General features: G+C 65.8%; 28 protein-coding genes and 1 pseudogene. 14 read left to right on the forward strand and 15 right to left on the reverse strand.

The window, feature by feature from the left end; genetic code table 11:
• Nucleotide 1 precedes the first annotated feature (1 nt).
• Both I6F17_RS13705 and I6F17_RS13710 read right to left on the reverse strand, forming a co-directional pair.
• A complete protein-coding gene (locus I6F17_RS13705; protein ID WP_225124472.1) occupies nt 2–1,069 on the reverse strand; it encodes an endo-1,4-beta-xylanase in 1,068 nt (355 codons plus the stop codon).
• Nucleotides 1,066–2,154 (reverse strand): glycosyltransferase family 1 protein, encoded by a 1,089-nt coding sequence (locus I6F17_RS13710; RefSeq protein ID WP_225124473.1) that lies wholly within the window; start codon nt 2,152–2,154, stop codon nt 1,066–1,068. The genes I6F17_RS13705 and I6F17_RS13710 overlap by 4 nt, the downstream gene beginning before the upstream one ends.
• A 267-nt stretch (nt 2,155–2,421) precedes the next feature.
• Between I6F17_RS13710 and I6F17_RS13715 the strand changes: the two genes are divergently transcribed.
• Both I6F17_RS13715 and I6F17_RS13720 read left to right on the forward strand, forming a co-directional pair.
• Nucleotides 2,422–3,858: an oligosaccharide flippase family protein gene (locus I6F17_RS13715; protein WP_225124474.1), complete on the forward strand. Its 1,437-nt coding sequence runs from the start codon at nt 2,422–2,424 to the stop codon at nt 3,856–3,858.
• A 261-nt stretch (nt 3,859–4,119) separates the two neighbouring features.
• Nucleotides 4,120–5,661 (forward strand): L,D-transpeptidase, encoded by a 1,542-nt coding sequence (locus tag I6F17_RS13720; protein ID WP_225124475.1) that lies wholly within the window; start codon nt 4,120–4,122, stop codon nt 5,659–5,661.
• 27 nt (nt 5,662–5,688) lie between these two features.
• Here the strand turns inward: I6F17_RS13720 and I6F17_RS13725 are convergent, their stop codons facing one another.
• The 3 genes from I6F17_RS13725 to I6F17_RS13735 all read right to left on the reverse strand — a co-directional run bounded on the left by I6F17_RS13725 (nt 5,689) and on the right by I6F17_RS13735 (nt 8,200).
• Nucleotides 5,689–6,501, reverse strand: a complete 813-nt coding sequence (locus I6F17_RS13725; protein WP_225124476.1) for a class I SAM-dependent methyltransferase — start codon at nt 6,499–6,501, stop codon at nt 5,689–5,691.
• 129 nt (nt 6,502–6,630) lie between these two features.
• Nucleotides 6,631–7,170, reverse strand: a complete 540-nt coding sequence (locus I6F17_RS13730) for a VOC family protein (protein WP_225124477.1) — start codon at nt 7,168–7,170, stop codon at nt 6,631–6,633.
• A gap of 25 nt (nt 7,171–7,195) precedes the next feature.
• Nucleotides 7,196–8,200 carry a tripartite tricarboxylate transporter substrate binding protein gene (locus I6F17_RS13735; protein WP_225124478.1) on the reverse strand — a complete coding sequence of 335 codons (1,005 nt, stop codon included), beginning with the start codon at nt 8,198–8,200 and terminating at the stop codon, nt 7,196–7,198.
• Nucleotides 8,201–8,411: 211 nt separating this feature from the next.
• Between I6F17_RS13735 and I6F17_RS13740 the strand changes: the two are divergent.
• From I6F17_RS13740 to I6F17_RS13750, 3 genes and pseudogenes are all read left to right on the forward strand, one after another.
• Nucleotides 8,412–8,855 (forward strand): annotated as a pseudogene (locus tag I6F17_RS13740) (TetR/AcrR family transcriptional regulator); the annotation flags it as partial.
• Nucleotides 8,856–8,975: 120 nt separating this feature from the next.
• Nucleotides 8,976–9,536, forward strand: a complete 561-nt coding sequence (locus I6F17_RS13745; protein WP_225124593.1) for a carboxymuconolactone decarboxylase family protein — start codon at nt 8,976–8,978, stop codon at nt 9,534–9,536.
• 1 nt (nt 9,537) lies between these two features.
• Nucleotides 9,538–10,383: an SDR family oxidoreductase gene (locus I6F17_RS13750; RefSeq protein WP_225124479.1), complete on the forward strand. Its 846-nt coding sequence runs from the start codon at nt 9,538–9,540 to the stop codon at nt 10,381–10,383.
• A gap of 8 nt (nt 10,384–10,391) precedes the next feature.
• Here I6F17_RS13750 and I6F17_RS13755 read toward each other — a convergent pair whose 3' ends face one another.
• Genes I6F17_RS13755 through I6F17_RS13770 form a run of 4 tightly spaced genes read right to left on the reverse strand, consistent with a single transcriptional unit; the run spans nt 10,392 to nt 12,927 of the window.
• Entirely contained in the window at nt 10,392–10,901 is a 510-nt protein-coding gene (locus I6F17_RS13755; protein WP_225124480.1) for a DoxX family protein, read from the reverse strand.
• On the reverse strand, nt 10,898–11,680 hold the full coding sequence (locus tag I6F17_RS13760) for a DNA-binding domain-containing protein (protein ID WP_225124481.1): 783 nt from the start codon (nt 11,678–11,680) through the stop codon (nt 10,898–10,900). Before I6F17_RS13760 ends, I6F17_RS13755 begins: the two co-directional genes overlap by 4 nt.
• Complete coding sequence (locus tag I6F17_RS13765; protein ID WP_225124482.1) at nt 11,670–12,584, reverse strand: DUF692 domain-containing protein; 915 nt, start codon at nt 12,582–12,584, stop codon at nt 11,670–11,672. Before I6F17_RS13765 ends, I6F17_RS13760 begins: the two co-directional genes overlap by 11 nt.
• A gap of 37 nt (nt 12,585–12,621) precedes the next feature.
• Entirely contained in the window at nt 12,622–12,927 is a 306-nt protein-coding gene (locus I6F17_RS13770; RefSeq protein WP_036035872.1) for a DUF2282 domain-containing protein, read from the reverse strand.
• 308 nt (nt 12,928–13,235) lie between these two features.
• On the opposite strand from I6F17_RS13770, the gene I6F17_RS13775 reads away from it, so the two are divergent.
• The 3 genes from I6F17_RS13775 to I6F17_RS13785 all read left to right on the forward strand — a co-directional run bounded on the left by I6F17_RS13775 (nt 13,236) and on the right by I6F17_RS13785 (nt 17,372).
• Entirely contained in the window at nt 13,236–15,326 is a 2,091-nt protein-coding gene (locus I6F17_RS13775) for an adenylate/guanylate cyclase domain-containing protein (RefSeq protein ID WP_225124483.1), read from the forward strand.
• A gap of 148 nt (nt 15,327–15,474) precedes the next feature.
• Entirely contained in the window at nt 15,475–16,062 is a 588-nt protein-coding gene (locus I6F17_RS13780) for a HutD family protein (RefSeq protein ID WP_225124484.1), read from the forward strand.
• A 104-nt stretch (nt 16,063–16,166) separates the two neighbouring features.
• Entirely contained in the window at nt 16,167–17,372 is a 1,206-nt protein-coding gene (locus I6F17_RS13785; protein ID WP_225124485.1) for an adenylate/guanylate cyclase domain-containing protein, read from the forward strand.
• On the opposite strand, the gene I6F17_RS13790 is transcribed toward I6F17_RS13785, so the two are convergent.
• From I6F17_RS13790 to I6F17_RS13805, 4 genes are all read right to left on the reverse strand, one after another.
• Nucleotides 17,359–17,652: a hypothetical protein gene (locus I6F17_RS13790; protein ID WP_081493685.1), complete on the reverse strand. Its 294-nt coding sequence runs from the start codon at nt 17,650–17,652 to the stop codon at nt 17,359–17,361. The two genes, I6F17_RS13785 and I6F17_RS13790, sit on opposite strands and share 14 nt — an antisense overlap.
• Before the next feature lie 274 nt (nt 17,653–17,926).
• The gene (locus I6F17_RS13795; RefSeq protein ID WP_036035855.1) at nt 17,927–18,106 is read right to left on the reverse strand and encodes a hypothetical protein; all 180 of its coding nucleotides are present in this window, start codon (nt 18,104–18,106) and stop codon (nt 17,927–17,929) included.
• Between the two features lie 86 nt (nt 18,107–18,192).
• Complete coding sequence (locus I6F17_RS13800; protein ID WP_050991724.1) at nt 18,193–18,399, reverse strand: hypothetical protein; 207 nt, start codon at nt 18,397–18,399, stop codon at nt 18,193–18,195.
• Nucleotides 18,400–18,493: 94 nt separating this feature from the next.
• Nucleotides 18,494–18,862: a rhodanese-like domain-containing protein gene (locus I6F17_RS13805; RefSeq protein ID WP_036035853.1), complete on the reverse strand. Its 369-nt coding sequence runs from the start codon at nt 18,860–18,862 to the stop codon at nt 18,494–18,496.
• 177 nt (nt 18,863–19,039) lie between these two features.
• Here I6F17_RS13805 and I6F17_RS13810 point away from each other — a divergent pair, with 177 nt between their 5' ends.
• Complete coding sequence (locus tag I6F17_RS13810) at nt 19,040–19,837, forward strand: adenylate/guanylate cyclase domain-containing protein (protein ID WP_225124486.1); 798 nt, start codon at nt 19,040–19,042, stop codon at nt 19,835–19,837.
• Between the two features lie 55 nt (nt 19,838–19,892).
• On the opposite strand, the gene I6F17_RS13815 is transcribed toward I6F17_RS13810, so the two are convergent.
• A complete protein-coding gene (locus I6F17_RS13815; protein ID WP_225124487.1) occupies nt 19,893–20,513 on the reverse strand; it encodes a TetR/AcrR family transcriptional regulator in 621 nt (206 codons plus the stop codon).
• Between the two features lie 360 nt (nt 20,514–20,873).
• On the opposite strand from I6F17_RS13815, the gene I6F17_RS13820 reads away from it, so the two are divergent.
• From I6F17_RS13820 to I6F17_RS13840, 5 genes are all read left to right on the forward strand, one after another.
• Nucleotides 20,874–21,428 carry a hypothetical protein gene (locus I6F17_RS13820; protein WP_225190429.1) on the forward strand — a complete coding sequence of 185 codons (555 nt, stop codon included), beginning with the start codon at nt 20,874–20,876 and terminating at the stop codon, nt 21,426–21,428.
• Between the two features lie 61 nt (nt 21,429–21,489).
• Nucleotides 21,490–22,443, forward strand: a complete 954-nt coding sequence (locus I6F17_RS13825; protein ID WP_225124489.1) for an oxidoreductase — start codon at nt 21,490–21,492, stop codon at nt 22,441–22,443.
• The gene (locus tag I6F17_RS13830; RefSeq protein ID WP_225124490.1) at nt 22,440–23,261 is read left to right on the forward strand and encodes a DUF3108 domain-containing protein; all 822 of its coding nucleotides are present in this window, start codon (nt 22,440–22,442) and stop codon (nt 23,259–23,261) included. The genes I6F17_RS13825 and I6F17_RS13830 overlap by 4 nt, the downstream gene beginning before the upstream one ends.
• A 46-nt stretch (nt 23,262–23,307) precedes the next feature.
• Nucleotides 23,308–23,802, forward strand: coding sequence for a lipocalin-like domain-containing protein (locus I6F17_RS13835; protein ID WP_225124491.1), 495 nt, complete (start codon nt 23,308–23,310; stop codon nt 23,800–23,802).
• 394 nt (nt 23,803–24,196) lie between these two features.
• A complete protein-coding gene (locus tag I6F17_RS13840) occupies nt 24,197–24,955 on the forward strand; it encodes an alpha/beta fold hydrolase (RefSeq protein WP_225124492.1) in 759 nt (252 codons plus the stop codon).
• An 81-nt stretch (nt 24,956–25,036) separates the two neighbouring features.
• Here the strand turns inward: I6F17_RS13840 and I6F17_RS13845 are convergent, their stop codons facing one another.
• The gene (locus I6F17_RS13845) at nt 25,037–26,023 is read right to left on the reverse strand and encodes an MBL fold metallo-hydrolase (protein ID WP_225124493.1); all 987 of its coding nucleotides are present in this window, start codon (nt 26,021–26,023) and stop codon (nt 25,037–25,039) included.
• Nucleotides 26,024–26,113 lie beyond the last annotated feature (90 nt).

Raw genomic sequence — 26,113 nt, forward strand, 5'->3', positions numbered from 1 at the left:
GCTAGGCGCCTTTCGTGAACTTGCTGATGACGTGCATGAACGGCTTCGGCTTGAACTCGCCGTCGAGCGGCAGCGGGCGGTTCGGCTGCTTGTCCTTGCGGGCGAAGGTACCGTTGATCCAGCTGTAGCGGTCCGAGAGGCCCCAGGTCAGGATCGAGCGCACCGGGCCGCTCGCGGCAACGGCCGTCAGCAGGTCGTCGACGCGCTTGGCGACGACGGCGTCGCGCTCGGCAGGAGTTCCCGCCAGCTTCTGGTCGTCGACGTCGAGCTCGGTGATGAGCACCTCAAGCCCCCAGGAACGCAGCTCGGCGACGAATTCGGCGAGCCCGTGCGTGTCGATCTCGAGCTCGGCGTGCAAATGCGATTGCAGCCCGACGGCGTGGAGCGGAACGCCCTGATCGAGCAGGTCCATGATGAGGGTGCGATAGGCAGCCCGCTTGGCGATGAAGGAATCTTTCGCCGACTCGATGTCGTATTCGTTGATCGCGAGCTTGACGAAGGGGTCGGCCGCGGCCGCCGTGCGGAACGCCAGCGGAATCCAGCGATCGCCGAGATGTTGCGTCCAGAAGGTGTCGCGCCGGTCCTTCGGGCTGCGCGGATTATCCGGGATCGGCTCGTTGACGACGTCCCACGACGTCAGCTTGTCCTTGTAGTAGGAAACGACGGTGCCGATGTGGTCGAGATAGGCGCGTTCGACGCCCTTGCTGCCCTTGATCTGCTTGGTCCAGTCCGGAATGTCGTGATACCAGGCGAGTGCGTGGCCGCGCATGGTCAGATCGTTGTCGCGCGCGAAATCCAGGATCGCGTCGGCGCGCTCGAAGGTGAACGTATGGGCGTCCGGCCGCAGCATCGGCCATTTCAGCTCGAGCACCGGCACCACCTGCGTGCAATAGGTGCTGATGGCTTCGCCGAGCCGCGGATCGGCTTGCAGGTCCCAGAGCGTGGCGGCTGCGCCGTAGCCCGGGCGGCGCTGGACGCGTTTCGAGGCCGGCACTGCGGACGCCGATGCGCCCGCCGCGAGCGTTGCGACACTGCCGAGCAGGAATTCGCGTCGGTCGAGCCCGGTCACGCGTGCCGCTGCATCGCGGCTTCCGCGATTTCGTAATAGTGAAGCGCGCCCTTGTCGAGCGTCAGGTGGTCCAGCACATAATCGCGCGGCGCGAAGCCTCCTGCGTCGACCTGCGACCAGAAACGGCCCCAGCCCGCCGCGAAGCTGCCCGCATCAGTGAAGGTCATGCCGCATCGCGCGTCGAAATAGGGCACCGAGGACACGTTGCCCTCGTATCGCACCTTGTCGGGGAAGTATTTCGGATCCTGCCAGGGCCCGCCGCGATCCCAGGCGAAGACGGGCACGCCGCTCGACAGTGCTTGCTGGCAGGCGATGCCCTGGCTCTCGTGCTCGCAGAGGAAGACCATGCTGCGGCAGTGGGCCAGCGCGGCCTTGTAATCCTCTTCCCTGTAGTGGCCGTAGCGGATCGTTTCGACTGTGCGGCCGCTGGCTTCGAGAAACTTTCGGATCGGCTCGATCAGCTCCGGCTGGTACCGGTCGTAATCCCAGCGGACCTTGTCATAGAGCAGCACGTCCACCTTCTTCTGCGCGGCCGGCGTCGGGATCCACAGATCCGTCTCGATGCCGACGGGCCAGGCACCGACATGGGGCCAGTGCGGACGAAACATGTCGGCATACCAGGCGCACGGCAACAGCACCCGCCTCACGTCGAGGTCCTTCAGAGTCTCCGGTGCGTCGATCGGATGGTCATACATGGCGACGCCAAGCAGCAGCGGATTCTTCCACTTGAACCAATCGAGCACGAACGGCCGGCCGATGATGCAGGCCAGTTCCTCCGGATGCTTGCGGATGTAGCGATAATCGTTGACGCGGTAGCGAATGCCGAGCCGATCGAGGCCTGCGCAAAGATTGAGCAGAACGCGCCGTTGTCCGCTGATGAAGGACTTGCCGAGCAGCAACCGGCGCAGCAGCGGCCGAAGGTGACGGTCGCCGGGAAGCCAGCGGTCGTCTCGTTCCTCGAAGAAGAGGTTGAGGACCATCCTGTCGCGGCCTTTCGCGCCGGGATACGCCGGAACCGCGGGAGCAGTGGCGGTTCGACGCGGGAGGGAGGCCGATCTCGCCCGTGTTCGTTCGACAACGTCCATGTCAGTCACATCAGTGCGTCGGAGGAGTCGGGCGACGTTTCGCTATCATTGCTTCTTTTCTGTGATCGCGCCCGCTCCTTCAAGGACAGGGCAAATTTAACGCTAACGCGCGATAACCGCGCGCTCGCTCCATTAGCGATCCGATTTGCAGGGTTATCCGGCTATCCTTGGCCTATTCTTGGCAATGCCAGCGGCGAGCCCGATTGTCGCGCCCAATCGTCTTAACGATCCGTTAATCCTGATGGCCGCCCACGGTCCCGTGCTCGCATGCTGAACCGCCATTTCTCGATCTATCTCGTCGCCTACATCCTGCCTGCGGCGGTGGGCTTCTTCGCCGTCACGGCCTATACGCGGCTCTTGAGCCCGGCGGAGTACGGCGTTTATGTCGTCGGCATCAGCCTTGCCGGGATTCTGGGCGCGATCTTCTTCGCCTGGATCAAGCTGTCGGTGTCGCGCTATCAGGCGATGTCGGCGGACGTCGATTTTCGCGGCACGGCCATCGTCGCCTTCGCGCTCACGGTCGCGGTGCTCTGCGCCACCACTCCGCTGGTCGTCCTGTTCCGCAGCGATGTCAGCGTCGAGCTGCTGCTCGCCAGCATGTTCGTGGCGATCATGGCCAACGCGGTGGATGTGGGCCAGGAGTTCGAGCGCGCCAAATTGCGCCCCTACCGCTTCGCGGCGATCTCGATCGTGCGCAGCGTCTCCAGCGTCGGTTTCGGTCTTCTCGGCATCTGGCTCGGCTGGGGTGGATTGGGGCTGCTCGCCGCATTCGGTCTGGGGTCGCTCGCCGGCATCATCCTGAACCTCGTCGGCGACCGCACCGGGATCGCGCGCTTCCAGCGCAGCCAGTTCATGCAATTGGCGCGCTACGGCCTGCCGCTGACGCTGGCCGGCCTCTCCGTTGCGGTTTATTCGGCCTGCGATCGGCTCATTGTCGCTTATTTGCTCGGCAAGGACGCCGCCGGCATCTTCGGCGTTGCCGCCGATCTGCCGCGCCAGTTCATGGTGATGATCGCCTCCAGCGTCGCCGCGGCGACCGTGCCACTGGTGTTCCGGTCATTGTCCGAGAACAACGGCGAGACGACGCGGGAGCGGCTGACCGAAAGCCTCGAGCTGCTGCTCGTCGTCGTGGCGCCCGTTGCGGTCTGGCTTGCGCTGGCGGCGGACCAGGTGGCCGGCACGCTCGTCGGCATCGACTTTCGCGCCGGCGTCTCGGCCCTGCTGCCGACGCTGGTGCTCGCGCGGCTTTTCGGCATCGCCAATCAGTTCTACGTGCAGATCAGCTTCCAGCTCGCCGAGCGGCCCTTCATGCTGGCGGCGCAATCCTTCCTCATTTTGGTAATCAGCGTCATCCTGATGTTCGCGCTGATCGGCGGCTACGGCCTTTACGGCGCGGCGCTGGCGACGCTGGCAACCGAGGCGATCGGCTTCCTGGTCGCACTCGTCCTGATGCATCGGGCCCATCCGGTCCCGTTCGAGCTCAACCGCCTCGCCGGCGTTGCCGCCTCCGCAGCATTGATGGCGGCGGCGATCCTTGTTGCGCGCGCGCAAGTGGGCGGCACCGGCCTCGCCTCGCTCGTCATCGTCAGCCTCGCCGGCGGCCTTGCCTATGCGGTTGCGGCCTGGCTGCTCAATGTTGCGAACGTGCGAACCTTGTCGCTGCGTTTCCTGCGAACGTTGAACCGCAAGGCTCTCGGTGTCTAGCGAGGGGCTATCCGCGCGTTCGTACGGTTGCACCAAAAGGTGATCCGGACATTCTGCCGCAGCGATCGAGGCCAGCTCCGGCCGCCCTCGGCTGACGGCCGCCTTCCGCCTCCGCGAGGCGTCGTATATGAGAGATTTGTCGTCCGAACGTACCGAATCCCGCCACAGACGGAACGTAAGGCGACTGCAATTTCTTAATGCAACGATTCCAATCTGACACGTGAGCGATACCAGCCGACTGGCAGCTCGACCGAGGATGGCATGAAAAACCGATCGACGACGGCGCAATCCATCAGGGCGGTGGGGCGCCGGGGGCCTGCCGGAATCATGGCGCTCGTGGCGGCGGCGACCCTTGCGGCGGCCACCCCGGCGATTGCGGCCAAGCAGCAGCGCCAGGTGGCCGAGGCAGTCGCGCCGCGGGTGGCCGGCGATCCGATCATGGCGATCGTGTCGATCAAGAGCCAGCAGGTCACGTTCTACGATGCCGACGGCTGGATCGTGCGCGCGCCGGTATCGACCGGTACCACCGGACGCGAGACGCCGGCTGGCGTCTTTGCCATCCTCGAGAAGAACCGGGAGCATCGCTCGAGCCTGTATGACGATGCCTGGATGCCGCACATGCAGCGCATTACCTGGAACGGCATCGCCCTGCATGGCGGACCGTTGCCCGGCTATGCCGCCTCGCACGGCTGCGTGCGAATGCCGTTCGGCTTCGCCGAGAATGTGTTCGACAAGACCTATATCGGGATGCGCGTGATCGTCTCGCCGCATGACACGGTCCCGACGGAATTCTCTCATCCCTCGCTGTTCGTGCCAAAGCCGGAGGCCATCGCGGCCGTGCCCGGCCGGGCCGACAAGCTCTCCGCCGAGGCGGAGGAAGCCACAAGGGCGGCCGACGAGGCCAAGAAGGCTGCGTCCGCCGCCGCGAAGGAAGCCGCCTCCCTCCCCACCGCGCTGCGCAAGCTCGAACAGCAGAAGACCCGCGCCGATGCCGAGCTCGCCTTCGCCGACAAAATGCTCGCAAATGCCAAGACGGATCAGGCCCGCGCCAAGGCCGAGGAGCTGAAGCAGAAGGCAGCAACCAAGGCTGCCGACGCGGCGACGCAGCTCGATGCCGCCAAGGCCGCCGCGCAGCCGAAGCGCGATGCCGTGGCTGCGACCAAGGAGGCCGCGAAGACCGCTGCGGCCAGAAAGACCGAGGCCGTCAAGGCGGCGACCGACGCAAAGCTCGCGGGCGAGCCGGTCTCGGTCTACATCAGCCGCGCGACGCAGAAGCTCTACGTGCGGCGGAACACGCACAAGCCGGCGCCGGACGGCGGCGGCGAGGTGTTCGACACCAGCATCGAGGTTCCCGTCACGATCCGCAATCCCGAGCAGCCGATCGGCACGCATATCTTCACGGCGATGGCGAAGACCGGCACGGGCCTGCGCTGGAGCGTCGTCACGATCGAGAACGGCGATGAGGCCCGCAACGCGCTCGACCGCATCACCATCCCGCAGGACGTGTGGGACCGCATCGGACCGACCGCGTTGCCGCGCTCCTCGATCGTCATCTCGGACGAGCCGCTGAGCAGCGAGACCAATTACCGGACCGAGTTCGTCGCGGTGCTGAGCAACGAGCCGCAAGGCGGCTTCATCACGCGCAAGCCGACTGCGCCCGCCATGGTCGCCAGCGATGACGGCTGGGACAACGGCTTCGGCTTCTTCTACCGCGATCCCTACGTCCAGCCGGCAAACCCGCGCCGGCGCAGCCAGTACCAGTACTATCAGCCGGCGCAGCCGATGCAGCGGGGCTTCTGGTAAGAAGCTGGGCTTGCCTGCGGCGCAGGCTTATGGCCGCGCCGTGATCACCAGCGCCTGGATCTTGGCTTCGACCGGTCCGGACCCGTGGCGCGCGCGGATTGCAGCGGCGACAGCGTCCGTCGCGGCCTGAAGATCGCCGCCGCTTCTCGCCTCGATTTCGCCGCGCAGCGGGGTACCGTGGCAATACGCTAACGCCACGAGGTCGGGCGAGGCGGCGCGGCTGGTGGCTGCCAGTATTTCGATCGAGACGTTGCCGAAACCTGCGCGTGCGAGATCGGCCCGTATGATCGCCTGGTCGAAATAGCCGTGGGGTGTCCGCGTTAGGAAGCGTGGCGGATCGTCGGGAAACAGCTTGCCCAGGGCGGTCGTTGCGTCATCGGCGAACACGTTCTCCTCGATGCGGTCCCAGACATTGAAAAGAAACGCGCCGCCGGGCTTCAGGACCCGCTTTGCTTCCGAATAGCCCTTGACGCGGTCCGGAAAGAACATCGCCCCGAACTGGCAGCAGACCACGTCGAACTCGGCATCGCCGAACGGAAGCGCCAACGCATCCGCCTGACGCCAGGAGATGCGGTCATCGCCCGCCTGACGCTGCGCCGCGACCGCGAGCATCGGCTCGTTGAGGTCGGTCGCAACGTAGCGGACGTCGCGCGGCAAAGCCGCCGCCACGGCGCGCGTCACGGCGCCGGTGCCGGCCGCGATCTCGAGCAGCGCGGAGGGCGAGAGCGCGGCGACGCGTCTTGCGATGTCGTCGGCGTAGCCGGCGAAGATCATCGGGACGAGATGCTCATCGTAGAGTTTTGGGATGGAGCCGGCGAAAACCTTGTCAGTGTCTGACATGCCTGCCTCGCTGAAGGTTCGGACGTGAGCTCCAACCTTACCACGGATGCGCCGGCAAGGCTGTGAAGGAGACCGGCTCAGCACGGCGTTGTGTGCTCAGCGAACATCGGCAAAACCGGTCAGCGAGCCTTACGATCTCCCGCCGCCGACCTCGCGGATCGGCCGCGTGCCGTCCCAGCTGATCGCGGCCTGGCGGACCTTCTCGAAGAACGGGCCCTTAGTGCCGCTGATGTCGGAGATCTCGATCACCGTGCCCGGATGCGCCTGGGTGTCGAAATAGGCAAAGCGTCCCTTGTCGCCGCCGATCTGGCCCTCATGGCCGATCCTGTAGCCGAGCCCGAGCGCCTTATCGTAGAACGCCTGATAGTCGTGGCTCCAGTACGACATGTGCTGGAGCCCTTCGTGCCCGCCATCGAGAAATTCCTTGTAGAGCGAGGGCGCGTCGTTGCGTTGTTGGATCAGCTCGATCTGGAGATCGCCGGAATTCGCCAGTGCAATGCTCATCTCGACGGCGGAATCCCGGCCGCGATGGCGGAACCAGTCGGTCTTGACCCGGTCCATGTAATACCAGGGACCGACGCCCATCACCTCGATCCAGTGCTTCATCGCGGCGTGGATGTCCCGCACCACATACCCGTTCTGGCGCACCGCGCCGAAGATGCGGCTCATGCCCGCGCTCCTGTCGTCAGCTTACTTACTTGACCTCGATGCCCGCGTCCTTGGCAACCTGCTTCCAGGCCGTAATGTCGCGCGCGTTGATGTCGCGCTGCTCCTCGCCCGCCACGAATTGCGGCGTGATGCCGAGCGCCAGCAGCTTCTGCTTCACGACGTCATCGCCAAGGGCCTCCTTCAGGGCCGCCGACAGCTTCTGCGCGATCGGCGGCGCGACACCGGCCGGCGCATACATCGCCCAGGACAGGCTGCGGTCGAACGCGACGCCCTGCTCCTTGTAGCTGGCGATTTCGGGCAGGCTCGGCGACCGCTCGCCGCAGGCGGCCAGCGCCTTGATCGAGCCCTCCTTCACCAGCGGCGTTGCGGTGGCAACGTCGAGCGTCGCGAGCGAAATGTGGCGGCCGAGCAAATCGCCGGCCAGCTTTGCGATGCCGTTGAACGGCACGTGGTCCATCCTGATGCCGGTCTGCTGCATCAGGATCTCCGCGCAGAATTGTCCGGTCGAGCCGACGCCCCAGCTGCCGTACTGGATCGGCTCGCCCTTCTTGGCCAGCGCGACCAGACCCTTGATGTCATGGGCGGCAAAGTCCTTGGTCGCCACCAGCATGATGGAGGAGACGCCGACGCGCCCGATCGTCGTGAAATCCTTGATCGGATCGTAGGGCAGCTTTGGATAGATCGCGGGCGCCAGCACATGCGTGGTCATGCCGCCGACGGTGATGGTGTAGCCGTCATTCGCGGATGTCGCGACCATCTGCGTGCCGATCGTGCCGGCGGCGCCGGTGTGGTTCTCGACATAGATGCTCTGTCCGAGCGTCTTGCCCATCCTGTCCGCAAGCAGCCGGCCGACTACGTCGCCGCCGCCGCCGGCCGCGTAAGGCAGCAGCATCCTGATCTTGCGGGTGGGGTAGGCGGCAACATCCTCGGCACGGGCCGACGTCGCCGCAGACAGGATCAACAGCGATGATGCGACGATGCGAAGCGCTGCGATGGTTTGCGCGGGCAAAAGGCGAGCGTGGCTTGCCATGGCGTTCTTCCCCAAATTGCTCTCCGCTTATCGAGCGGAGTTGAAACGAACGATCGTTCGTACGGTTGACTAGCGAACGAACGTTCGTTAGTCAAGCAGCATGGCTGTCGACACCTCCAGCGCGGCTGAAGCGGCTGCGCCCACGACGCGCGAGCGCATCCTCACCGAAGCGCTCAATCTGTTCGCGCAGAGCGGCTATGGCGGCGCCTCGATGCGCGAGCTCGCGCGCCGCGTCGGCATTCGCGAGAGCAGCCTCTACAACCATTTCCCCGGCAAGGCGGCGATCCTCGAGGCGATCGTCAGCGAGCATGGCCCGGCCAGCTCGGCGAGCCGGTTGGAGGAGCCGCGCTACAAGCAGCTGGCGCGGCAGCCGGCGGAGTTCTGCCGGCAGTTCGCGCTCGACCTCGTCGAGCAATGGTCCGATCCGCGCGAGCACCAGTTCCAGAAGGTCATCACCGCCGAGCGCAACCGCGTGCCCGGCATCCGCGCCAAGTTCGCCGATCAATTCTACGCGCGCGAGCAGAGGCTGATGACGGACTATTTTCGCGGCTTCGCGCTCGCCGGCCTGATCTCGACGCCCGACCCGCGCGAGACCGCGCGGCTGTTCGCCGCCGGTCTGATCTACATCCGCCTCGAGCATTACGTGATGGGCGCGGTGCCGTCGCCGCGGCCGAAGGTGATCGAGGCGATCGACCGCTATCTCGCCTTCTTCCTGTCGCTGATCGCGGCAGGCGGTGACGCCGACAACAAGAAACGAAAGCCCAAGGAGAAACGCGTGGCAAGGCTGCCCCTGATTGATCCGGAGACGACGAGCGGCGACATCCGCGCCTCGTTCGACCGCATGCCGGTCAAGCTCAACATCTTCCGCATGATGGCCCATGCCGAGGCCAACATGATCCCGGCGATGCGGCTCGGCAATTCCATCCTGCACAAGCAGAAGCTCAGCGCGGTCAACCGCGAGCTTCTGATCCTCCAGTCCGCCCAGCTCGAAGGCGGCGCCTACGAGTGGCGCCAGCACGTGCCGATCGCGCTCGGCGTCGGCTGCACGCAGGACCAGATCGACGCCATCGAGCGTAGTGACTACGACGCCGCCGGCCTGAGCGAGGCCGAGCGCGCGCTGCTGAAGTTCGGCCGCGAAGTGGTCGAGAACGTCCGTGTCCCCGAGACCATCTTCGCGGCCGTGCGAAAACATTTCAGCGACCAGGAAATCGTCGAAGCCATCGTCGCGCTCGGCTTTTACATGATGATGGCGCGCCTGACCGAAGCAACGGAAACCGATCTCGATCCCGCCGCTGGCATGAAGGTCTATGACGGCGGCAAGAAGCCAGGCGGCTGAGATGGCGGACACCGAGAGCAAGCCGGAGCGTTACATTCGTCCGCCGAGCGCGGAATCATCCGGAGAAGCGCCGGGCAGGGGGCGCCTCAAAGGGCGCCGCATCCTGATCGTCGGCGGCGGCCAACGCGTGTTCGACGCAGCGAGCGATCCAATCGGCAACGGCCGTGCCATGAGCATCCTGTGCGCCCGCGAGGGCGCCAAGGTCGCGGTCGCCGATCTCAACCGCAGCTCCGCCGAACAGACGGTGAAGCGCATCACGGATGAAGGCGGCGAGGGTTTTGCCATCGCGGCCGACGTCACCTCGGAGGTCGACGTCGTCCGCATGATCGACGAGGCGCGCCGCGCCATGGGCGGGCTCGACGGCATGGTGCTGAACGTCGGCACATTCGGCAAGGTCGGGCTCGATGCCGTCAGCCCCGAGGAGTGGAACAAGATCTACGACGTCAATGTCCGCGGCCCCATGCTGTGCTGCCGCGCCGGCTTGCCGAAATTCGACGATGGCGGCGCCATCGTCTTCATCTCCTCCATCGCCGCGCTGAAGGCGGGCTCGCAGATGGCGGTGTACGATTCCTCGAAAGCCGCGCTCGGCGGTCTGATGCGCAACATCGCCCATCTCGGAGCCCGCCGCGGCATCCGCGCCAATCTCGTCTATCCCGGACTCGTCGACACCCCCAACGGCCGCGAAGCCGGCGCCGGCCGTCCCTCCCGCGGCAAGAGCCACATCCCGTTCGGCCGCCAGGCGACAGCCTGGGAGATTGCCTATGCCGTGCTGTTCTTCCTCTCGGACGAAAGCGTCTACGTCACCGCACAGACCCTCGCAGTCGATAGCGGCCTGAGCGGGATGTAGACGACATCCTATCGTTTGGCCGATCGCGCCCGACAAACGAGATGATCGAGCGAGATGTGCCCCGGCCCGTAAGCCATGAGGGCAAGCGCCATCGCCGCCCAAGCGAGGTGAATCGGCCAGCCGTCGGGCACCGTGAGCTCGACGATCACGGTCATGAACAGCAGCCCGAGCGCGGCGAACCGCGTGCCCAGTCCCAGCACCAGCAGGATCGGGAACATGATCTCGCCGGAGCCCGAGAGAAAGGCCATCACCGTCGGGGCCGGAAAGTGATAGGGCCCGCCGGGCAGATGCAGCATGAATTCGTCGCTGAACAGCGTCACCGCGGTGTCGTTGAGCTCGAGGAAGCCGCTCCATTTGAGCAGGCCCGAGCGCCAGAACGGCACGGCCAGCGCGAGGCGCAGCACCAGCTGGACCAGCGATGGCATCGCGAGCGCCTGCACCAGATGATTGGCTCTGTCGACGATTGCTCCGAGCGACGGCAGGCCGCTGGCGGGCGTCATGGGCTGCTCCGTGATCATGATGGGTCTCCGCAACAGAGCGAGGTGAAGGCGCCGGCTTCGATCAGCCCGACAATGTTCGCGGCAATGTCGAATTCGCTTGCCGCCTCCAGTGCCGCCGCCGCGGCTTCGCCGAGCGGCCGGCCCGACATGAGATGGTGCGCGAAGACCGCTCCGCCGGGTGGAAGGCGGCGCACGGCGACGTCGAATTCGCCTCGCGTGATCAGAGCATCTTCCGGCGTCGAGGCATCGATGCGCATGACCGGTGCGTCGTCGCGGTTGGCCGCAAAGATCGTCACGGCGGCATAGTCCGAACGCAGGCATCGCGCGGCCGGGTGTGGAATGAAAACCAGATCAGCCAGGCGGTCGGGTGTCACCGCCGAGAGCCGGGCCGGCGACAGCGGGACGGCGTCGGCGGCGTGATAGGCATCGAGCCAGGCCCGCTCGAGACGCGCGACGTCGGCGAGCCAGGGCATATCTTGCGCATGCTCGTAAGCTTCGATGAACTCCGGGAAATCGCGGCCGTATTCGAACAGCAGCGGCGATGTCGGCGGATTGCTGCGCACATGCAAGCGCGCCATCGCGCGGAAGAAGTCGACGCCGGTGATGCGCTGCACCGCCGGATAGATCGCGGCGAGCGCGTCGATCAGGCTCACCGTGACGTTGTTGCGGTGGACGTCGTAGCGCCGGCCAGCGGCCTTGCCGTTCGGGCCGGTCACGAGCTCAGGCGTGCTGCGCGCCGGATCCAGCAGCGCCGGCGCGAACGATGCGGCAAAGCACAAACCTGGTTCAGGCGGCATGACGCTCTCCTGCCGGCACGGCGGACTGATGGCGGTCGAGGATCGCCTGGGCGGCAGCGGCTTCCGCTTGCAGGACCGGCCAGTCCGGAATCTTGCTGTCCCATTCGATCAGCGTCGGCACCGGCCCGCGGCGCCGGATCACGATCTCGTAGAGCTTCCAGACGGCGTCAGTGACCGGGCCGTCGTGGCTGTCGATCAACAGCAGGTCACCTTCGTCGTCGGCCTGCTCGGCATGCCCGGCGAGATGAATTTCCTCGACGCGCGACAGCGGGAAATCAGCGAGGTAGTCGAGCGCAGAATATCCATGGTTGGCCGCGGAGACGAACACGTTGTTGACGTCGAGCAGCAGGCCGCAGCCGGTGCGCTCCGCAACGGCGCGGATGAATTCGGTCTCGTGCATGGAGGATTCGCGGAAGGCGAGATAGGTCGACGGGTTTTCCAACAGCAGCGGCCGCCGGATCGCCTCCTGCACCTGGTCGATGTGATCGCAGACGCAGGCCAGCGTCGCTGCCGTATAGGGCAACGGCAACAGATCGTTGAAGAAGCTGGTCTCGTGCGTCGACCAGGCGAGATGCTCGGAGACCAGCGCCGGCTGATAGCGCGCGACCAGGCCGCGGAAGCGCGACAGATGCGCCTTGTCGAGCGGCCGGGGCCCGCCGATCGACATGCAGACGCCGTGCAGCGAGAGCGGATGATCGCGGCGGATCGCCTCCAGCGCGCGATGCGGCGGCCCTCCGGCGCCCATGTAGTTCTCGGCGTGGACCTCGAAGAAGCCGCGCCGATCCTTTGCCTCGAGGATTGCCGGGAGGTGCTCGGGCTTGAAGCTCGTCCCGGCAACGCCGCCGATCGGCATTGCGAAGCGGAGCGGCAGCGCTGCTGGCGGGGCCGGCCTGATTGTGCTCATTGTGCTGCTCCGTTCGCGCTTGCCGTTGCGCCGGCTGTTACACCGGCTTCAGCGAACCCTTCTTGCCGCCCGGCAGCTCGATGCTGGTGCAGGTGCCGCCCTTGACGAATTTCCAGGCATTACCCTGGTAGTCCACGGTCGAGGTGCCCTGGCAGGTCGTGCCCGGTCCCGCCGCGCAATCGTTCTGGCCTTTCAGTGCGACGCCGAAGCACTTCTCTTTCTTGGCGGCTACGGCGGCATCGGCTTCGGCCTTGCTCAGGGGGGCGGCGGAGGCAAGGGTCGCGAGCGCGGTCGACACCGCACCGGCGAGGACGAGGGAGGTGACGGTATGTTTGGCAGACATCGAGGTTCTCCTGTTCGAATGGTGTCGCCCGGCAGGCGAGCGCGCATGCTCTCCTTCGCTCCGCGCGCCGCCCGTGTTACGGCGGGCTGCTCACGAAACCGTGAGATCGATTGGATCGGGCGCACGGGCGGTGCGCTTGGACGGGATTAGCGGGCAAGTGGGTGCCCAAATCCAATGCCTTGGCGCTATCGACACGTTAGAGCGAGAGCATTGGATGCGTCCGACCAAACTTGGCAGAGGTAACGGACGGTAGGAAATCTGCGTAGAGCGATGACAGGAGTCGCGCCCACCCAAAGGCGGATAAAACCATGAACGTCGATCCCGGACGCCAGCTTCGCGCGATCGCAAGGATGACGGTCAGCATCCGCCTTGCGGTCTCCGCGCTGGTCCTCGCCGCGATCCTGCTGACCGCGGCGCTCTCCAGCCTGCTGTGGTGGCGCACGGCGGAGGCGGCCAGCCGGCAGCTCGCCTCGACCATCAACGAGCAGATCGTCGCGGCGGTGCGCAAGGAGGTCTCGGCCATCGTCGACGAGGCGCGGGCCGCGCACACCGCGATCCGCACGCTGTTCCTCCAGAACGTGCTCGATACCCGCGAGGCCGACAAGCGCGAATTCGTCTTCCTCTCGCAATTGCAATCGCAGGCGACGATTTCCTGGGTCGCGTTCGGCTGGCCCGACGGCTCCTTTTTTGCCGCGCACAAGCTCGGCGACCGGCGCCTGGAGATGATGGAGATCTCGCTGACGGATCATCCGGGCGAGCGCCGCGTCGACGAATACGACGTGGTGCCCGGCGACATCGAGTTCGCCAACCGCCGCTTCGAGCCGACCGATTTCCGCGTCGCCGATCAGGCCTGGTTCAAGGCCGGCCTCGGCGCGGACGATCCGCAATGGTTCAGGGTCATGAAACACGCGACCGGCGAGCGGCCGTCGATCGCCTTCGCCGGCCCGATCGACGTCTACCAGGAGCGGCAAGGCGTGCTTGCCGTCATCATCGAATACACCAGGCTTGCGCGCTTCCTGTCGCAGCTGGAGGTCGGGCGCACGGGCACCGCCTTCATCGTCGACGGCAGCGGCGAGCTCGTCGCAGCGCCGGACAAGGACGCCGACGAGCTCCATCCGGCGCGTGGCGACACGGCGCTGCTGCCGCTGGCGCGCGCAGCGCTCGACCAAGCCGGGGAAGCCGGCCGCAAGGAGGCCTGGCGAAGCCGGCTCACCTCGGGCGGCGCGGCCTATGAGGTTGCGCTGACGCCGCTGCCGTTTCCCGGCTGGTCGCTCGCGACCGTGATTCCCGAAGCCGAATTTCTCGGGCCGGTAGAGACGACATTGCACCGCCTGATCCTCGGTCTCGCCGTCGGCGCCGTGCTCGCGGCGCTGGCCTCGGCAATGCTGGCGCGGTCCGTCATCGCCGCGCCGCTGTCGCGCGTCGTCGGCGAGCTGCGCCATGTCGAAGCCTTCGCGCTGGAGCAGGTCCGTCGCCATCCGTCGCGGCTCAAGGAGATCGCAAGCCTGTCGGGTGCGATCGCGGAGATGGCATCCGGCCTGTCCGCATTCCGCAAGTTCATCCCGGCCGATCTCGTCCGCGGCCTGCTGCGCCAGGGCGTCGAGGCGAAGCCCGGCGGCAGCGTCCAGGAGCTCAGCGTGATGTTCATCGACATCGCCGGCTTCACCGGATTGTCGGAGCGGCTCGGCGATCGCGTCGTGCCGCTGCTGTCGCGCTATCTCGACCTCACCTCCGAGATCATCGTCGCCAATGGCGGCACCATCGACAAGTTCATCGGCGATGCCGTGATGGCGTTCTGGGGCGCGCCGCAGCCGCAAGGCGATCACGCCGCGCGATGCTGCCGTGCCGCGCTCGCCTGCCGCAAAGCGATCGACGAGTCGGGCCTCGTCGACGATCTCGGTCAGCCGCTCCAGATCCGCATCGGCATCAATTCCGGCCGCATGCTGGTCGGCAATATCGGTTCGGAGCTGCGGCTGAACTACACCGTGATCGGCGATGCCGTGAATGTCGCGAGCCGGCTCGAAGGCGCCAACAAATCTTACGGCACGCAGATCCTGGTCGGCGCGGCGACCGAACGTCTGGCGCGCGGCACTGTCGTCACGCGCGAGGTCGACAGCATCGCGGTCTACGGACGCGAGGAGGGACTCTCCGTTCACGAGCTGATCGGGATGGCGAACGAGATGGCGGTGGGCAGCATCGGCTGGATCGCCGACTACGAGCGCGGCCTCGCCGCCTATCGCGCCCGCCGCTTTGCCGATGCGCTGGCCGATTTCGAGGCGGTGCTGAAGCAGCGCGGCGACGATCGCCCGGCCGAGCTGATGCGTGACCGCTGCCGTCGGCTCGCTGCAGCTGCGCCCGACGTCAGCTGGCGGCCTGTGGCGGCATTGGCCTCGAAGTAGCGACATCATCCGCGGACCTGTAGCCCGGATGGAGCGGAGCGTAATCCGGGGCCGGTGCTTCACGGCGCGAGCTAACCCGGATTGCGCTGCGCTTCATCCAGGCTACAAACTCGGTTACATTCCTGACTTTCCCGGATGAGTTCGAGACATGAAGACCACATTGCTCAATCCTGAAAACTACACCCGCTCGCCGTGGAAGAACGGCGGCGGCGTCTTCACCGACATCGCGGATGCGCATCAGGCCGATGCGCCGCGGAAGGACTGGGACAGCCTGCTCTGGCGCTTTGCGTCGACGCCGATCGTGGCGTCCGGTCCGTTCTCCCACATGCCCGGCATCGACCGCTTGCAGATGGTCGTCGAGGGGCGCGGGCTGGTGCTGAAGTCGCCGACGCAGGAATTCGACGAACGTGAACCCTTTACGACGGTGCGTTTCACCGGCGAGCTCGAGATCGTGACCGAGCTCGAGGCCGGTCCCGTCGAGGTCGTGAACCTCATGGCGCGGCGCGGTGCGGCCGAGATCGATCTCCTCGCGTTGAAGCAGCCCGGTGATCACCGGCACCTTGCCGCCGGCACGCATCTGGTCTACGCCCCGCGGGGCGAATGCCGCATCCGCCTCGACAATGAGGAATTTGCGATTCCCCGCACCGGCACGCTGAAGCTCGAGCTGGCGGAGCCGTCGCAGCTTGCGCTCGTCGCGGGTCTGGCGGTGCTGGGGTCGATCCGGCTTCTGGTCTAGAACCTCGGACCGATGCGCACAATCCATGCAACTGGCCAGGTTGACGCCGCCCGGCCGGCACACGATATCTGCTTCGCTAAAGATGCCAGCTCGAGGGGCAGAATATGAATGCGCCAGACACATACGCCCCCACGCAGGCCGACGGCGTCATCGACTGGCTGACCAACGGCACGCGCGACGAGCGCTTCATCGACGACATCTTCGCGCAGATGTGCATCCGCCTGCAGCAGGCAGGCATCCCGCTCAAGCGGTCGACCCTTCACGTGATGATCCATCATCCGCAATGGCTGGGCGCCCGCATGATGTGGTCCGACGGCAAGCGCGAGGCGGAGATCACGCTGGCCGACTATGACGTTCGCGAGCGGTCCGAATATATCGGCAGCTCCGCCAACGAGATCCATGACGGTGCCGACGAGGTCCGCGAAAAGCTCGAGCAGGATTCCTCGCTCGGTCGCAAGCATGCCCTCTATGACGACATGCGGTCGCTGGGCATGACCGATTATGTGGCCTGGCCGCTGCTGCACACGCTCGGCAAGGGCCACGTCGTCACATTTGCCACTGATCGTCCCGGCGGTTTCGAGGATGTCCACATCGCCGGCCTGAAGAAGCTGTTGCCGGTGCTGGCGCTGGTCAGCGAGATCCGCATCAAGAATCGCCTGGCGCGCACGCTGCTCGAGACCTATGTCGGCTCCCATGCCGGCGAGCTGATCCTGGCCGGCGCCACCAGGCGCGGCACCGGCACGACGGTGCGCGCCGCGATCATGATCTGCGACCTCAGGGACTTCACCAAGATATCAGACAATTGGCCGCGCGACGACGTCATCGACCTGCTCAACGACTATTTCGACGCGATGTCGGAGCCGATCGCGCGGCACGGCGGCGAGATCCTGAAATTCATCGGCGACGGGCTGCTCGCCATCTTCCCGCTTCATCAGCCGAACGCCTGCGCCAATCTTCTGCACGCGGTGGCCGAGGCGAGGGGAGCCATGGCCGCGCTCAACGATCGGAACAGCGCGACCGGTCGCGCGCCGCTGAATTACGGCATCGGCGTCCACGTCGGCGATGTCATGTACGGCAATATCGGATCGGCCCAGCGGCTGGATTTCACGGTGATCGGCCCGGCCGTCAACATGGCCTCCCGCCTGGAGGCGCTGACCAAGACGCTCGGCAGGAACGTGCTGCTGTCACGCGATTTCGCCGAGCTTGTCGAAAAGGAGTTCGCATTGGAGCATGTCGGCCGGCACGAGGTGCGCGGCTTCAACGCCCCGATCGAGCTGTATGCCTATCCGGCTCGCGCTATTTCCGGTTAGTTCCGGGAGCGTTCGGCAGGGCCTGCTGGCCGCCCTGGGTCTGCCTGGCCGGATCGTTGTCGCCCGGCCTCATCGTTGACGACTTGGCCGGTGCACTGGCGCCGCCGCTGTTGGCGTCCGACGACGTATTGAGGCTGGAGGCGCCCGCGCCGGTCGTGCCGCCGGTGCCGGTCGAATTGATGCCGGAGCCCGTCCTCGACGGCCCCGCGCCGCTTTGCGCGAAGGCGGAAGGAGACGAGGCGAGCGCCGCGATGAGCCCTGCTATGACGAGTGCTTTCATGTCCGCTCCTGTGCTCGGCCTGTGCATGATCCGGACCCGGAGGGCCGCGCAGCGCAAAGTGCGCAGCGGTTTTCCGAAAAGATCATGCGCAAACAATAACCTGGAGCGCGATGATGGTTCATCCTAATCGCATCGCGCTCTAGGCGGCCTCGGCCCGGCATCCGGGGGCGGGGCTTGAGCCGAGGCCGCCATTTGCCGGAATGGTGAGACGCCGGCGAAGGGCCAATGCGCGGGAACGCGTGGTCGTTCCAAATTCGATGGCAGGGCCGCTGAACTACGCCGACCAGCGATCCTGCTCTTCCTGGTGGGCGTGCTCGTTCAGCCGGTCGGCGATCTCGTCCGCGATCTGCTCGGTCTCGGCCGAGGCCACCGGCTCGCCCTTGTGTGTCTTCAGCTTGTCCTTGTCGGCTTCGATCGGGAAGTCGTCGGGTGTCAGTCCGGTCGTCTTGTTCATGGTGCGCCTCACTGTCTCCAGTAGGGGAAAACACACGTGAAGGGCCGATCGTTGCTTTGAGGATGAAGCCGCTGGACCAAGCGGCGTCAGGCGCCGCCGACCGCCCGCGTGATGGTGCCGCTCCCGCCGCAGGTGGCGCAAGGCGCGCCGTCGATGCGTCCCTTTCCGTGACAATCGGGACAGACGTCGTCGCCGGTGCCCTTGGTTCCAGGCGGGGCTTCGTCACCGGGATTGAGCGCTGCTTGCGTCGGAATCTTTGCGTCTTGCGCGTGGGCAGCTTTGGTCTTGGTCATGTGCGCCTCCTCGACAACACCGCAACGCGCCTTGCCGCAGAAAGTGCCAATCGGAGTTCGCAGCGCAGTCAACGGAACCGCGCTGCTGATCTCGCTACTTCTCGACCGAGCCCGTCCAGTCCTTGAAGCCGCCGACGTTGTAGACGTTCTCGTAACCCATATCCTTCAAGAGCTTGCCGGCTAGCGCCGACCTGCCGCCGGATGCACAATAGAGGATGACGGTCTTGCTCTTGTCGAACGCCTTGTCGTGATAGGGCGACTCCGGGTCGGCGCGAAACTCCAGCATCCCGCGCGAGACATTCACGGCGCCGGCGATCTTGCCGCTGGCGGCGACTTCCGGCGCATCGCGAACGTCCACGACCAGCGTGTTGCCCTTGTTGATCATCTCGGCCGCCTGCTCCGAGGTGATCTTCGGGACCGCCGCGTTCGCAGCTTCCAGCATTTGCTTGACACTCGTTGCCATGAATTCTCTCCGGGTTTTCTTCTGCCGCCCCATAGGAGGATAGCACATCGATCTGGACATCGCTCCCGGATGAGCTTGTCTTGCCGGAGTCAGCAGGCCAGAGGTCCGGTTGCCAAGGCCGGATTGTCCGACTAGCCTTGCCGAAGCTACGCCCAAACGGTCTCCGGCCGCGCCTTCATGCCCAAATTCCTCCGCATCGGTGTCCATCAGTCCAACGTCTCCGGATACACCTCGAAGGCGTGGTGCGTCAGGCGGGTCGGCGCGGCGGTCTTCCTGAAATGGGGCGCGGTCGAAGTGCATGGCACCGGTGCCGCGCGCAAGGTCTATTGGTCGCGCCTGCCGCAGGAGAAGATCATTCGTTGCGGCAGTGCGCAGCGCGCGCAGGACTACACCAAAGCCGCGATCGCGCGGCGCCGCAGCCATCGCTATGAGCCGCTGACCGGCACGATCGCGAACCGGCGGCCGTCGGCCGCACGCGGGGCCGAGCTCAAGCAGGCGCTCGCCACCATCCTGATCGTCGACATCGTCGGCTCCACCGCGAAGGCGGCCAAGCTCGGCGATGCGCGCTGGACCAAGGTCATGGGCCATTACTACGCGGCGGTGCGCAAGGAGCTGAAGACGTGCGGCGGCAAGGAGGTCGTGACCACTGGCGACGGCGTGCTGGCAACCTTCAAGAAGCCCGCCGCCGGCATCGCCTGCGCCACCGCGGTCCAGAAAGCCGTGCGCACGCTCGGCCTCGAGATCCGCGTGGGCCTGCACACCGGCGAATACACCATCAGCGGCGGCGAGATGGTCGGCCTCGCCTTCCACATCTGCACCCGCGTGGCGGCGAAAGCACGCGCGGGTGAGGTGCTGGTGTCGAGCGCCGTCAAGGAGCTGATGACGGCGCAGTCCGCGATCAGCCTGAGGGATCATGGCCAGCACCGGCTCAAGGGCGTGCCGGAAAGGTGGCGGCTGTACCGGGTGGAGGGGTGAGGGCGACCGCGATGGCCTTTGCGAGAATGCCGCCCAGCCAGCAAGCCCTGGATATTCAGGCTTCCGCTTTCATGTTGGCGAAACGGTCACGCAAATAAGCGGCAAAGGGGCGCCTTCCCTCGTCCTGGCTCCAACTGTCGATCGCAAGACGAAAGGCTCCGATCGAGACCATCGCGACCATGCGGAGCGCCGTTTGCCGCTTGGGCTGCGGCCACATCGCGCTGAGCGCGTCGAAGACCGCCTGCTCCTGCTGCGCGTATTTGGTGGCCTCCCGGGCGCGAAGCGTCTCGTTGGCTCGGATGAAGCGGTCGATCTCCATCATCTGCTTGCGGGCCCGAAGGTCCTCGTAGGACGCCGTGAGCTCGACCAGCGCATTCTTGACCGCCTCGAGCGGCGTCTGCTTGGTTGACTGCTCCAGAACGGCGCGCCGTATCGCTTCGGCGAAACCTTCTTGCCAGGCCAGGATGATGTCTTCCTTCGACTTGAAATAGTAGAAGAAGGTCCGGCGCGAAATTCCCGCTGCCTCGGCGATGGCATCGAGCGTCGTCGCCTCATAGCCGTTTCGAAGGAAGAGCCTCAGGCCGGTCTCGGTGATCCGCCGCAACGTTTCGCGGCGCTTCTGCTGCCTCAGTCCTTCGCTTTTGGGTGATGCGTCGTCTGCGTCCTGTTTCGACACACAACCGCCTCATTCAAAATTACACTCAGTGCGATAAAATTCCGCATCAAGTGCGAAATTACCGCATGCGAGGCCGGCCGGCAAGGCTCGGCCGAGCTCGAGACGTTCGAAACAGCGAACTGGATCAAGATGGCTGCAGACAGGGACGGCCCGGCAAGCGACCGGGATGCCGACGCCTCGTATTGCGATTCCCGCGGTGCCGAGCCCGGCTCGCTGCACGCGGCCGGGAAGGACCGGCCCATGCGCAGCTCCGGCCATATCGAGCTTCTTCGCCGCAGCCCGGGCGGTTACGCTGCCTCAGGCCGCGGCGAGAGCGCGACGCACCGGCCCCGCCGAGCACTTGGTAGGCCGCACCGAGGCTTGCCGACCGCGCCCCGGGTGATCCGTGACGTGCGAAATGGTCATGTCGCCGAGCAGCGCCTCGATCGCGCGGCGCAGGCCTCGACCGGCGAACCAGACCAGCGTCGATTTGTCGCTCGGGCCCTCGCCCGTGCGGTCAGGGCCGTGCGGTCGCCGTATCTCGGCAATATCGGCGTTCTCATCCTGCTGTGCGCCATCTCTTATCAGCCCTGCTTCGATCTGGCGAACGCCGTTTCGAACAGCGTCCTCTGTCTCGGTGCGAAGACGGCATTCGCGGCAACCGTCAATCTCGTGGTGGACGAGTGGACCCCGACGATCCAGGCCTTTCTGGCCGGTCGCCTCCTGCGCTGGATCGGCCTCAGCCTTCTGCTCGCGCTGCTTCCCGCGCTGACCATCATCCGCGCCGGGATGCTGGCGAAGCTGCGGTCGTTGGCCGCACTCTCGCTTGTTCGGCTGCGCGGCATCCTGAGAGCGTCGCTCTGGCCGTTCAAGCAAGGACGCCGCGCCGGCGCCGTTCACGAGAAGGTCAACACGCCAAGCCGAAACGACGCTTGAAAATTACACTCAGTGTAATCTAATGGGCAGGACATGATGATGTGTCGTGGGAGGTGGCCCGATGTCCGGTTGGAGTGCGAGCGATATTCCGTCACAGCGGGGGCGTTGCGCCGTCGTCACGGGCACGGGTGGCCTGGGTTATCAGGATGCGCTGGCGTTGGCGCGTGCAGGCGGCGAAGTGATCATTGCCGGTCGCGATGCCGCAAAGGGAGCAGCGGCCGTCGCACGGATCCAATCCCGTCAGCCGGACGCGAATGTCCGGTTCGAGCGGCTCGACCTCGCGGACATTCATTCGGTGCGGGCCTTTGGCTCCCGCCTGCGCGCCGAGCGGGACAGCCTCGACCTGCTCGTCAACAATGCCGCGGTCATGACGCCTCCCGCCCGGCAAGTGACAGCCGACGGGTTCGAATTGCAGTTCGGCACCAACCACCTCGGCCATTTCGCGCTGACGGCCGAGCTTCTGCCGCTACTGCGGAAGGGCGTGGAGCCCCGTGTCGTCACCGTGTCCAGCCTAGCGGCGCGCGGCGGAGCGATCGAGTTCGACAATCTGCAGGCTGAGCGTCGCTACCAGCCGATGCCGATCTACAGCCAGTCCAAGCTTGCGAACCTGATGTTTGCGTTCGAACTGCAGCGGCGAAGCCGGACGTTCGGCTGGGGCATCACCAGCGTTGCGGCCCATCCCGGCATATCGCGGACCGACCTCATTCCGAATGGTGCCGGCAGAATGAGCCTGTCCGGCCTGGCGCGCAGCGCGCTCTGGTTCCTGTTTCAGCCGGCGGCGCAAGGCGCGCTGCCGACGCTGTTCGCGGCGACCTCGCCGGACATCGTGCAGGGCGGCTATTACGGTCCGGACAAGTTCGGTGAAACGCGCGGCTCGCCCTCCGTGGCGGGCGTGCCGCCGCAAGCCGATGACGACGCGGTGGCGTCTCGTCTGTGGGACGCCTCGGCAAGACTGACCGGCGCACGCTTCGCGACGGAGTCGCCCCGCACCAAGGCAGGCGCCGTGCAGGCATGATGCGCCTTGCGCTATCCGGGCTCGGCGCCTGCTGGGTCGTGCTCGTCATCGCGGGCCCGGCGGCCGCGGATGGCGACATCCGCGCCTCCTATGACGTCACGCTCATCGGCCTGCCGCTCGCGAACGCGACGCTCGACCTGGCGGTTCGCGGCACCGTCTACACCGCGCGCGTCACCTATCAGAGCGCCGGTGCAACCAGGCTGCTCAGCGATGCGTCCGGCGTGGCGACGTCCAACGGCGCCTATAAGGACGGGCGCCTGCTTCCCGCAGTGTTTGACCTCGATCATCGCAACGGTCGACGCAGGCAGAAGGTCAGCCTCGGCATGAGCGAGGGCGTCGTCAAGACGATGACGATCGAGCCCCCGCTCGAGCTGACGTCGGATCAGCCCGCGATCGAACCAAAGCACCTGAACGCAGTTGCCGACCCCCTGAGCGCACTGCTCATCGCCCCGGGGCGCGGCGCGGACAAGACGCAGATCGATGCCTGCGATCGCACCGTGTCGATCCTCGACGGCTTGCGGCGCTATGATGTCCGGCTCGAGCGGCAGGCGACGGGGTCCACCGACCGGAAAGGGTTCTCCGGGCCGACCACGACCTGCCGCGTCGTGCTGAAGCCGCTAGCCGGGATGATCGGCGGAGGCGCAAACGCAAGCGCGGCGGACGCGGACCCGGGGCAGATCGAGGTCACCTACGGCCGGGCCGCCGCACTCGACCTGCACGTCCCGATCTCGCTTCGCGCCCAAACGCGGTTTGGCGCCGTCAGCGTTGCCTTGAGGGAATTTGCCGAAGGCGACGCGAAACCCCGCAGCCCGCGATGACGTTGACGAGACGGCCGCGGGGCAAGACGAAGCAGAGGACTGCAACATGACGCGTCGAATTCTGATGCTGATCGCCCTGGGAGCCTCCCTGATGAGTGCTCCGGCGAATGCAGCGCCGCCGAACAAGGTGCTCGGCACCTGGAGAATGGTCTCCGCCCAGATCGATCCCGAGGGCAAGAACCTGCCGGCCTATGGCGCGCGGCCGAACGGCCTGCTGACCTTCACGCCGGACATGCACTTCATCGAGGTGCTGACCGATTCGGACGTCCCGCGCTTTGCCTCCAGCGCGCGTGGCGAGGGCACGGATGCGGAAAACCGCGCCGCCATGGCCGGCAGCATCGGCTTTTTCGGTACCTACACGGTGGATGAGAACGGCGAGTTCAGCGGCAACAAGGTCGAAGGCTGTACCTTCCCGAACTGGATCGGCAGCGTCCGGACGCGGAACGAATTGCGTCTCGTGGTCGACGGCGACACCATGACCGAGAATTTTCAACGCCCCGATGGCACCAAGATCCGCATCACGTTCGAGCGGGTCCGCTAGCACCGTCCACGCCGGCGGCGTGACCTTCGGCTCCGGAAAGGGGAAGGGCAATCGCATAGGGGAACGATATCGCCTGTAGCCATCCTTCGAGACGCCCGCCGTTGGCGGGCCCTCAGGATGAGGACCCGAATGCGTTGCGCCAGTTTCCGTGAGCTCCGATGCCGCTTAGCCTCATCCTGAGGGCCCGCCGGAGGCGGGCGTCTCGAAGGACGAGGCGCGCGCCCAGCTTGCGCAAAGCACCATATGCAATAGACCTGGGAAAGGGGGCTCGGCCCGACCGTGGCCGCCTTGATGTTGACATTCGGCTTCAACCTGCTGACGAGTCTGAGCTGGACAACCCGCCAAGACGCGAACGGATGCGGCCGCAGCCGCGATGACAACAGGGAGAGATGACATGACCGAAGTGATGGCTGGAGCCGAACCTTTCTTCATGCAGGGCAAGGGGCCTGCGGTCCTCGTGCTCCACGGCTTCACGGGAACGACGCAAAGCATGCGGTATCTCGGCGAAGAGCTTCACCGGCGCTTCGGCTTCACCGTGAGCGGCCCGCGCCTGCGGGGCCACGGCACCTCGCCGGACGACATGGAAACGACCGGCTATCTCGATTGGCTCGCGTCGGCGGAGCAGGCGCTTCACGAGCTGGCAGGCCAGGGCAACAAGGTCTTCGTCACCGGCCTGTCCATGGGAGGCACGCTGACACTCAACCTCGCCGCACGATTTCCGAACATCGTTGCAGGCGCCGTGCCGATCAACGGCGCAGTCGGAATCTTCGATGGTGCGATGGCCGAACTCGTCTCGGACGGCGCGGCGCCGAAGCGCGTTCCGGGAATCGGATCGGACATCAAGGCCGCCGGCGTCAAGGAGCTGGCCTATCAGGAGGTGCCGGTCGCCTGCCTCCGGCAGATCCACGTCCTGATTGCCGCGACCGAAAGCCTGTTGCGCAAGGTCAGCTGTCCCACGCTCGCCATTCATTCCCGAGAGGACCACGTCGTGCCCGCGGCCAATGGCAAGCGCATAGCGCAGGAAATCAGCTCCAGCGACGTGCGCCTGCTCTGGCTCGACAATTCCTATCATGTCGCCACGCTCGACAACGACAAGGACCTGATCGTCGAGCGCTGCGGGCGATTCATCTTGGAAATCGCCGGGGCTGGATAGAACAACGCGTCTGCATGCGGCGAAGATCAAATTGTGCGCGCGTGTCATCCCGGATGATGGCCTTCGTACTGTCGGGCTTGCTCAGCCGTCGAACCGCCAGTTCGCCGCCACCCAGCGATAGCCGCCGTCCGTTTTCCTGATGTTGCCGATGCCCGGAAACGGAAAATGAAACCCGAGCACGGGGATGCGGTCCGTCGCGGCGCGGTCGAACAAGCGCGTGCGCGACTGCAAGGCGGAGTCAGGATCGAGATCGGGGCCGGGCCGCCAGGCATTGTCGATGTTGAGCAGAGGGCTATAGGCGGCATCGGACGTGATCAGCAATGCTTGCGCGCCGGAATGCACCAGGATCGCCGACATGCCCGGCGTGTGGCCGCCGGCCGCGATCGTCGTGAGGCCCGGCAACACTTCGCTGCCCGGGCGGTACAGCACGGCAGACTTGGCGACCGGCGCCACGCTGCGCTTGATATTGGCGATGAAGGCGCGCCGGAAGTCTTCCGGCATGGGCAGGCGCGACAGGTCCGGCTCGTTACGTATGAAGAACGCAAAATCATCTTCGGGAATATAGACGGTCGCCTTCGGAAAGGCGCTCGATCCGTCGGAGCGGCTGAGATTGCCGACGTGATCGGGATGGGTATGCGTGATGACGATGGCGTCGACGTGTTCGGGCTGCACGCCGATCGCCGCTAGATTGCGGAACAGATGTCCGCCATCGGGGCCGAGTGTTTGCGCGGCACCTGCCTCGATCAGGATTCTCCTGTCACCGTTTTCCAGCAGAAGCGTGTTCAGGTTGAGCCTGAAAGTGTCGGTCGGCAGGAACGCATCGCTCAACGTCCTGCCGAGTTCCTCCGCCTGCGCGGTAGAGGCGTAGATGCGCGGATTGCCGCTCAGCGTGCCGTCGCTGACGACGGTTGCCTTGATATCGCCGATCCGGAAACTGTAGTGGCCGGAATTGGTCTTAGGCGCCGGCGCTTGCGCGATCGCCGCCGGCATCCCCAGCAGGGGTGTCACCGCTCCGGCCGCGCTGCCGGCGAGCAGGAGGCGGCGGCTGATGTTCAGTTGTGATGGCATGACGGCTCCTCCGGCATAGCGGCGCTGGACGGCTGTGTACGCCGGTCTGGCCTCATCCACAAATGTCATGATAGAAATTGCATTATGCGT

The organism is Bradyrhizobium sp. NBAIM18 (genome assembly GCF_020193825.1).
Classification (GTDB): domain Bacteria; phylum Pseudomonadota; class Alphaproteobacteria; order Rhizobiales; family Xanthobacteraceae; genus Bradyrhizobium; species Bradyrhizobium yuanmingense.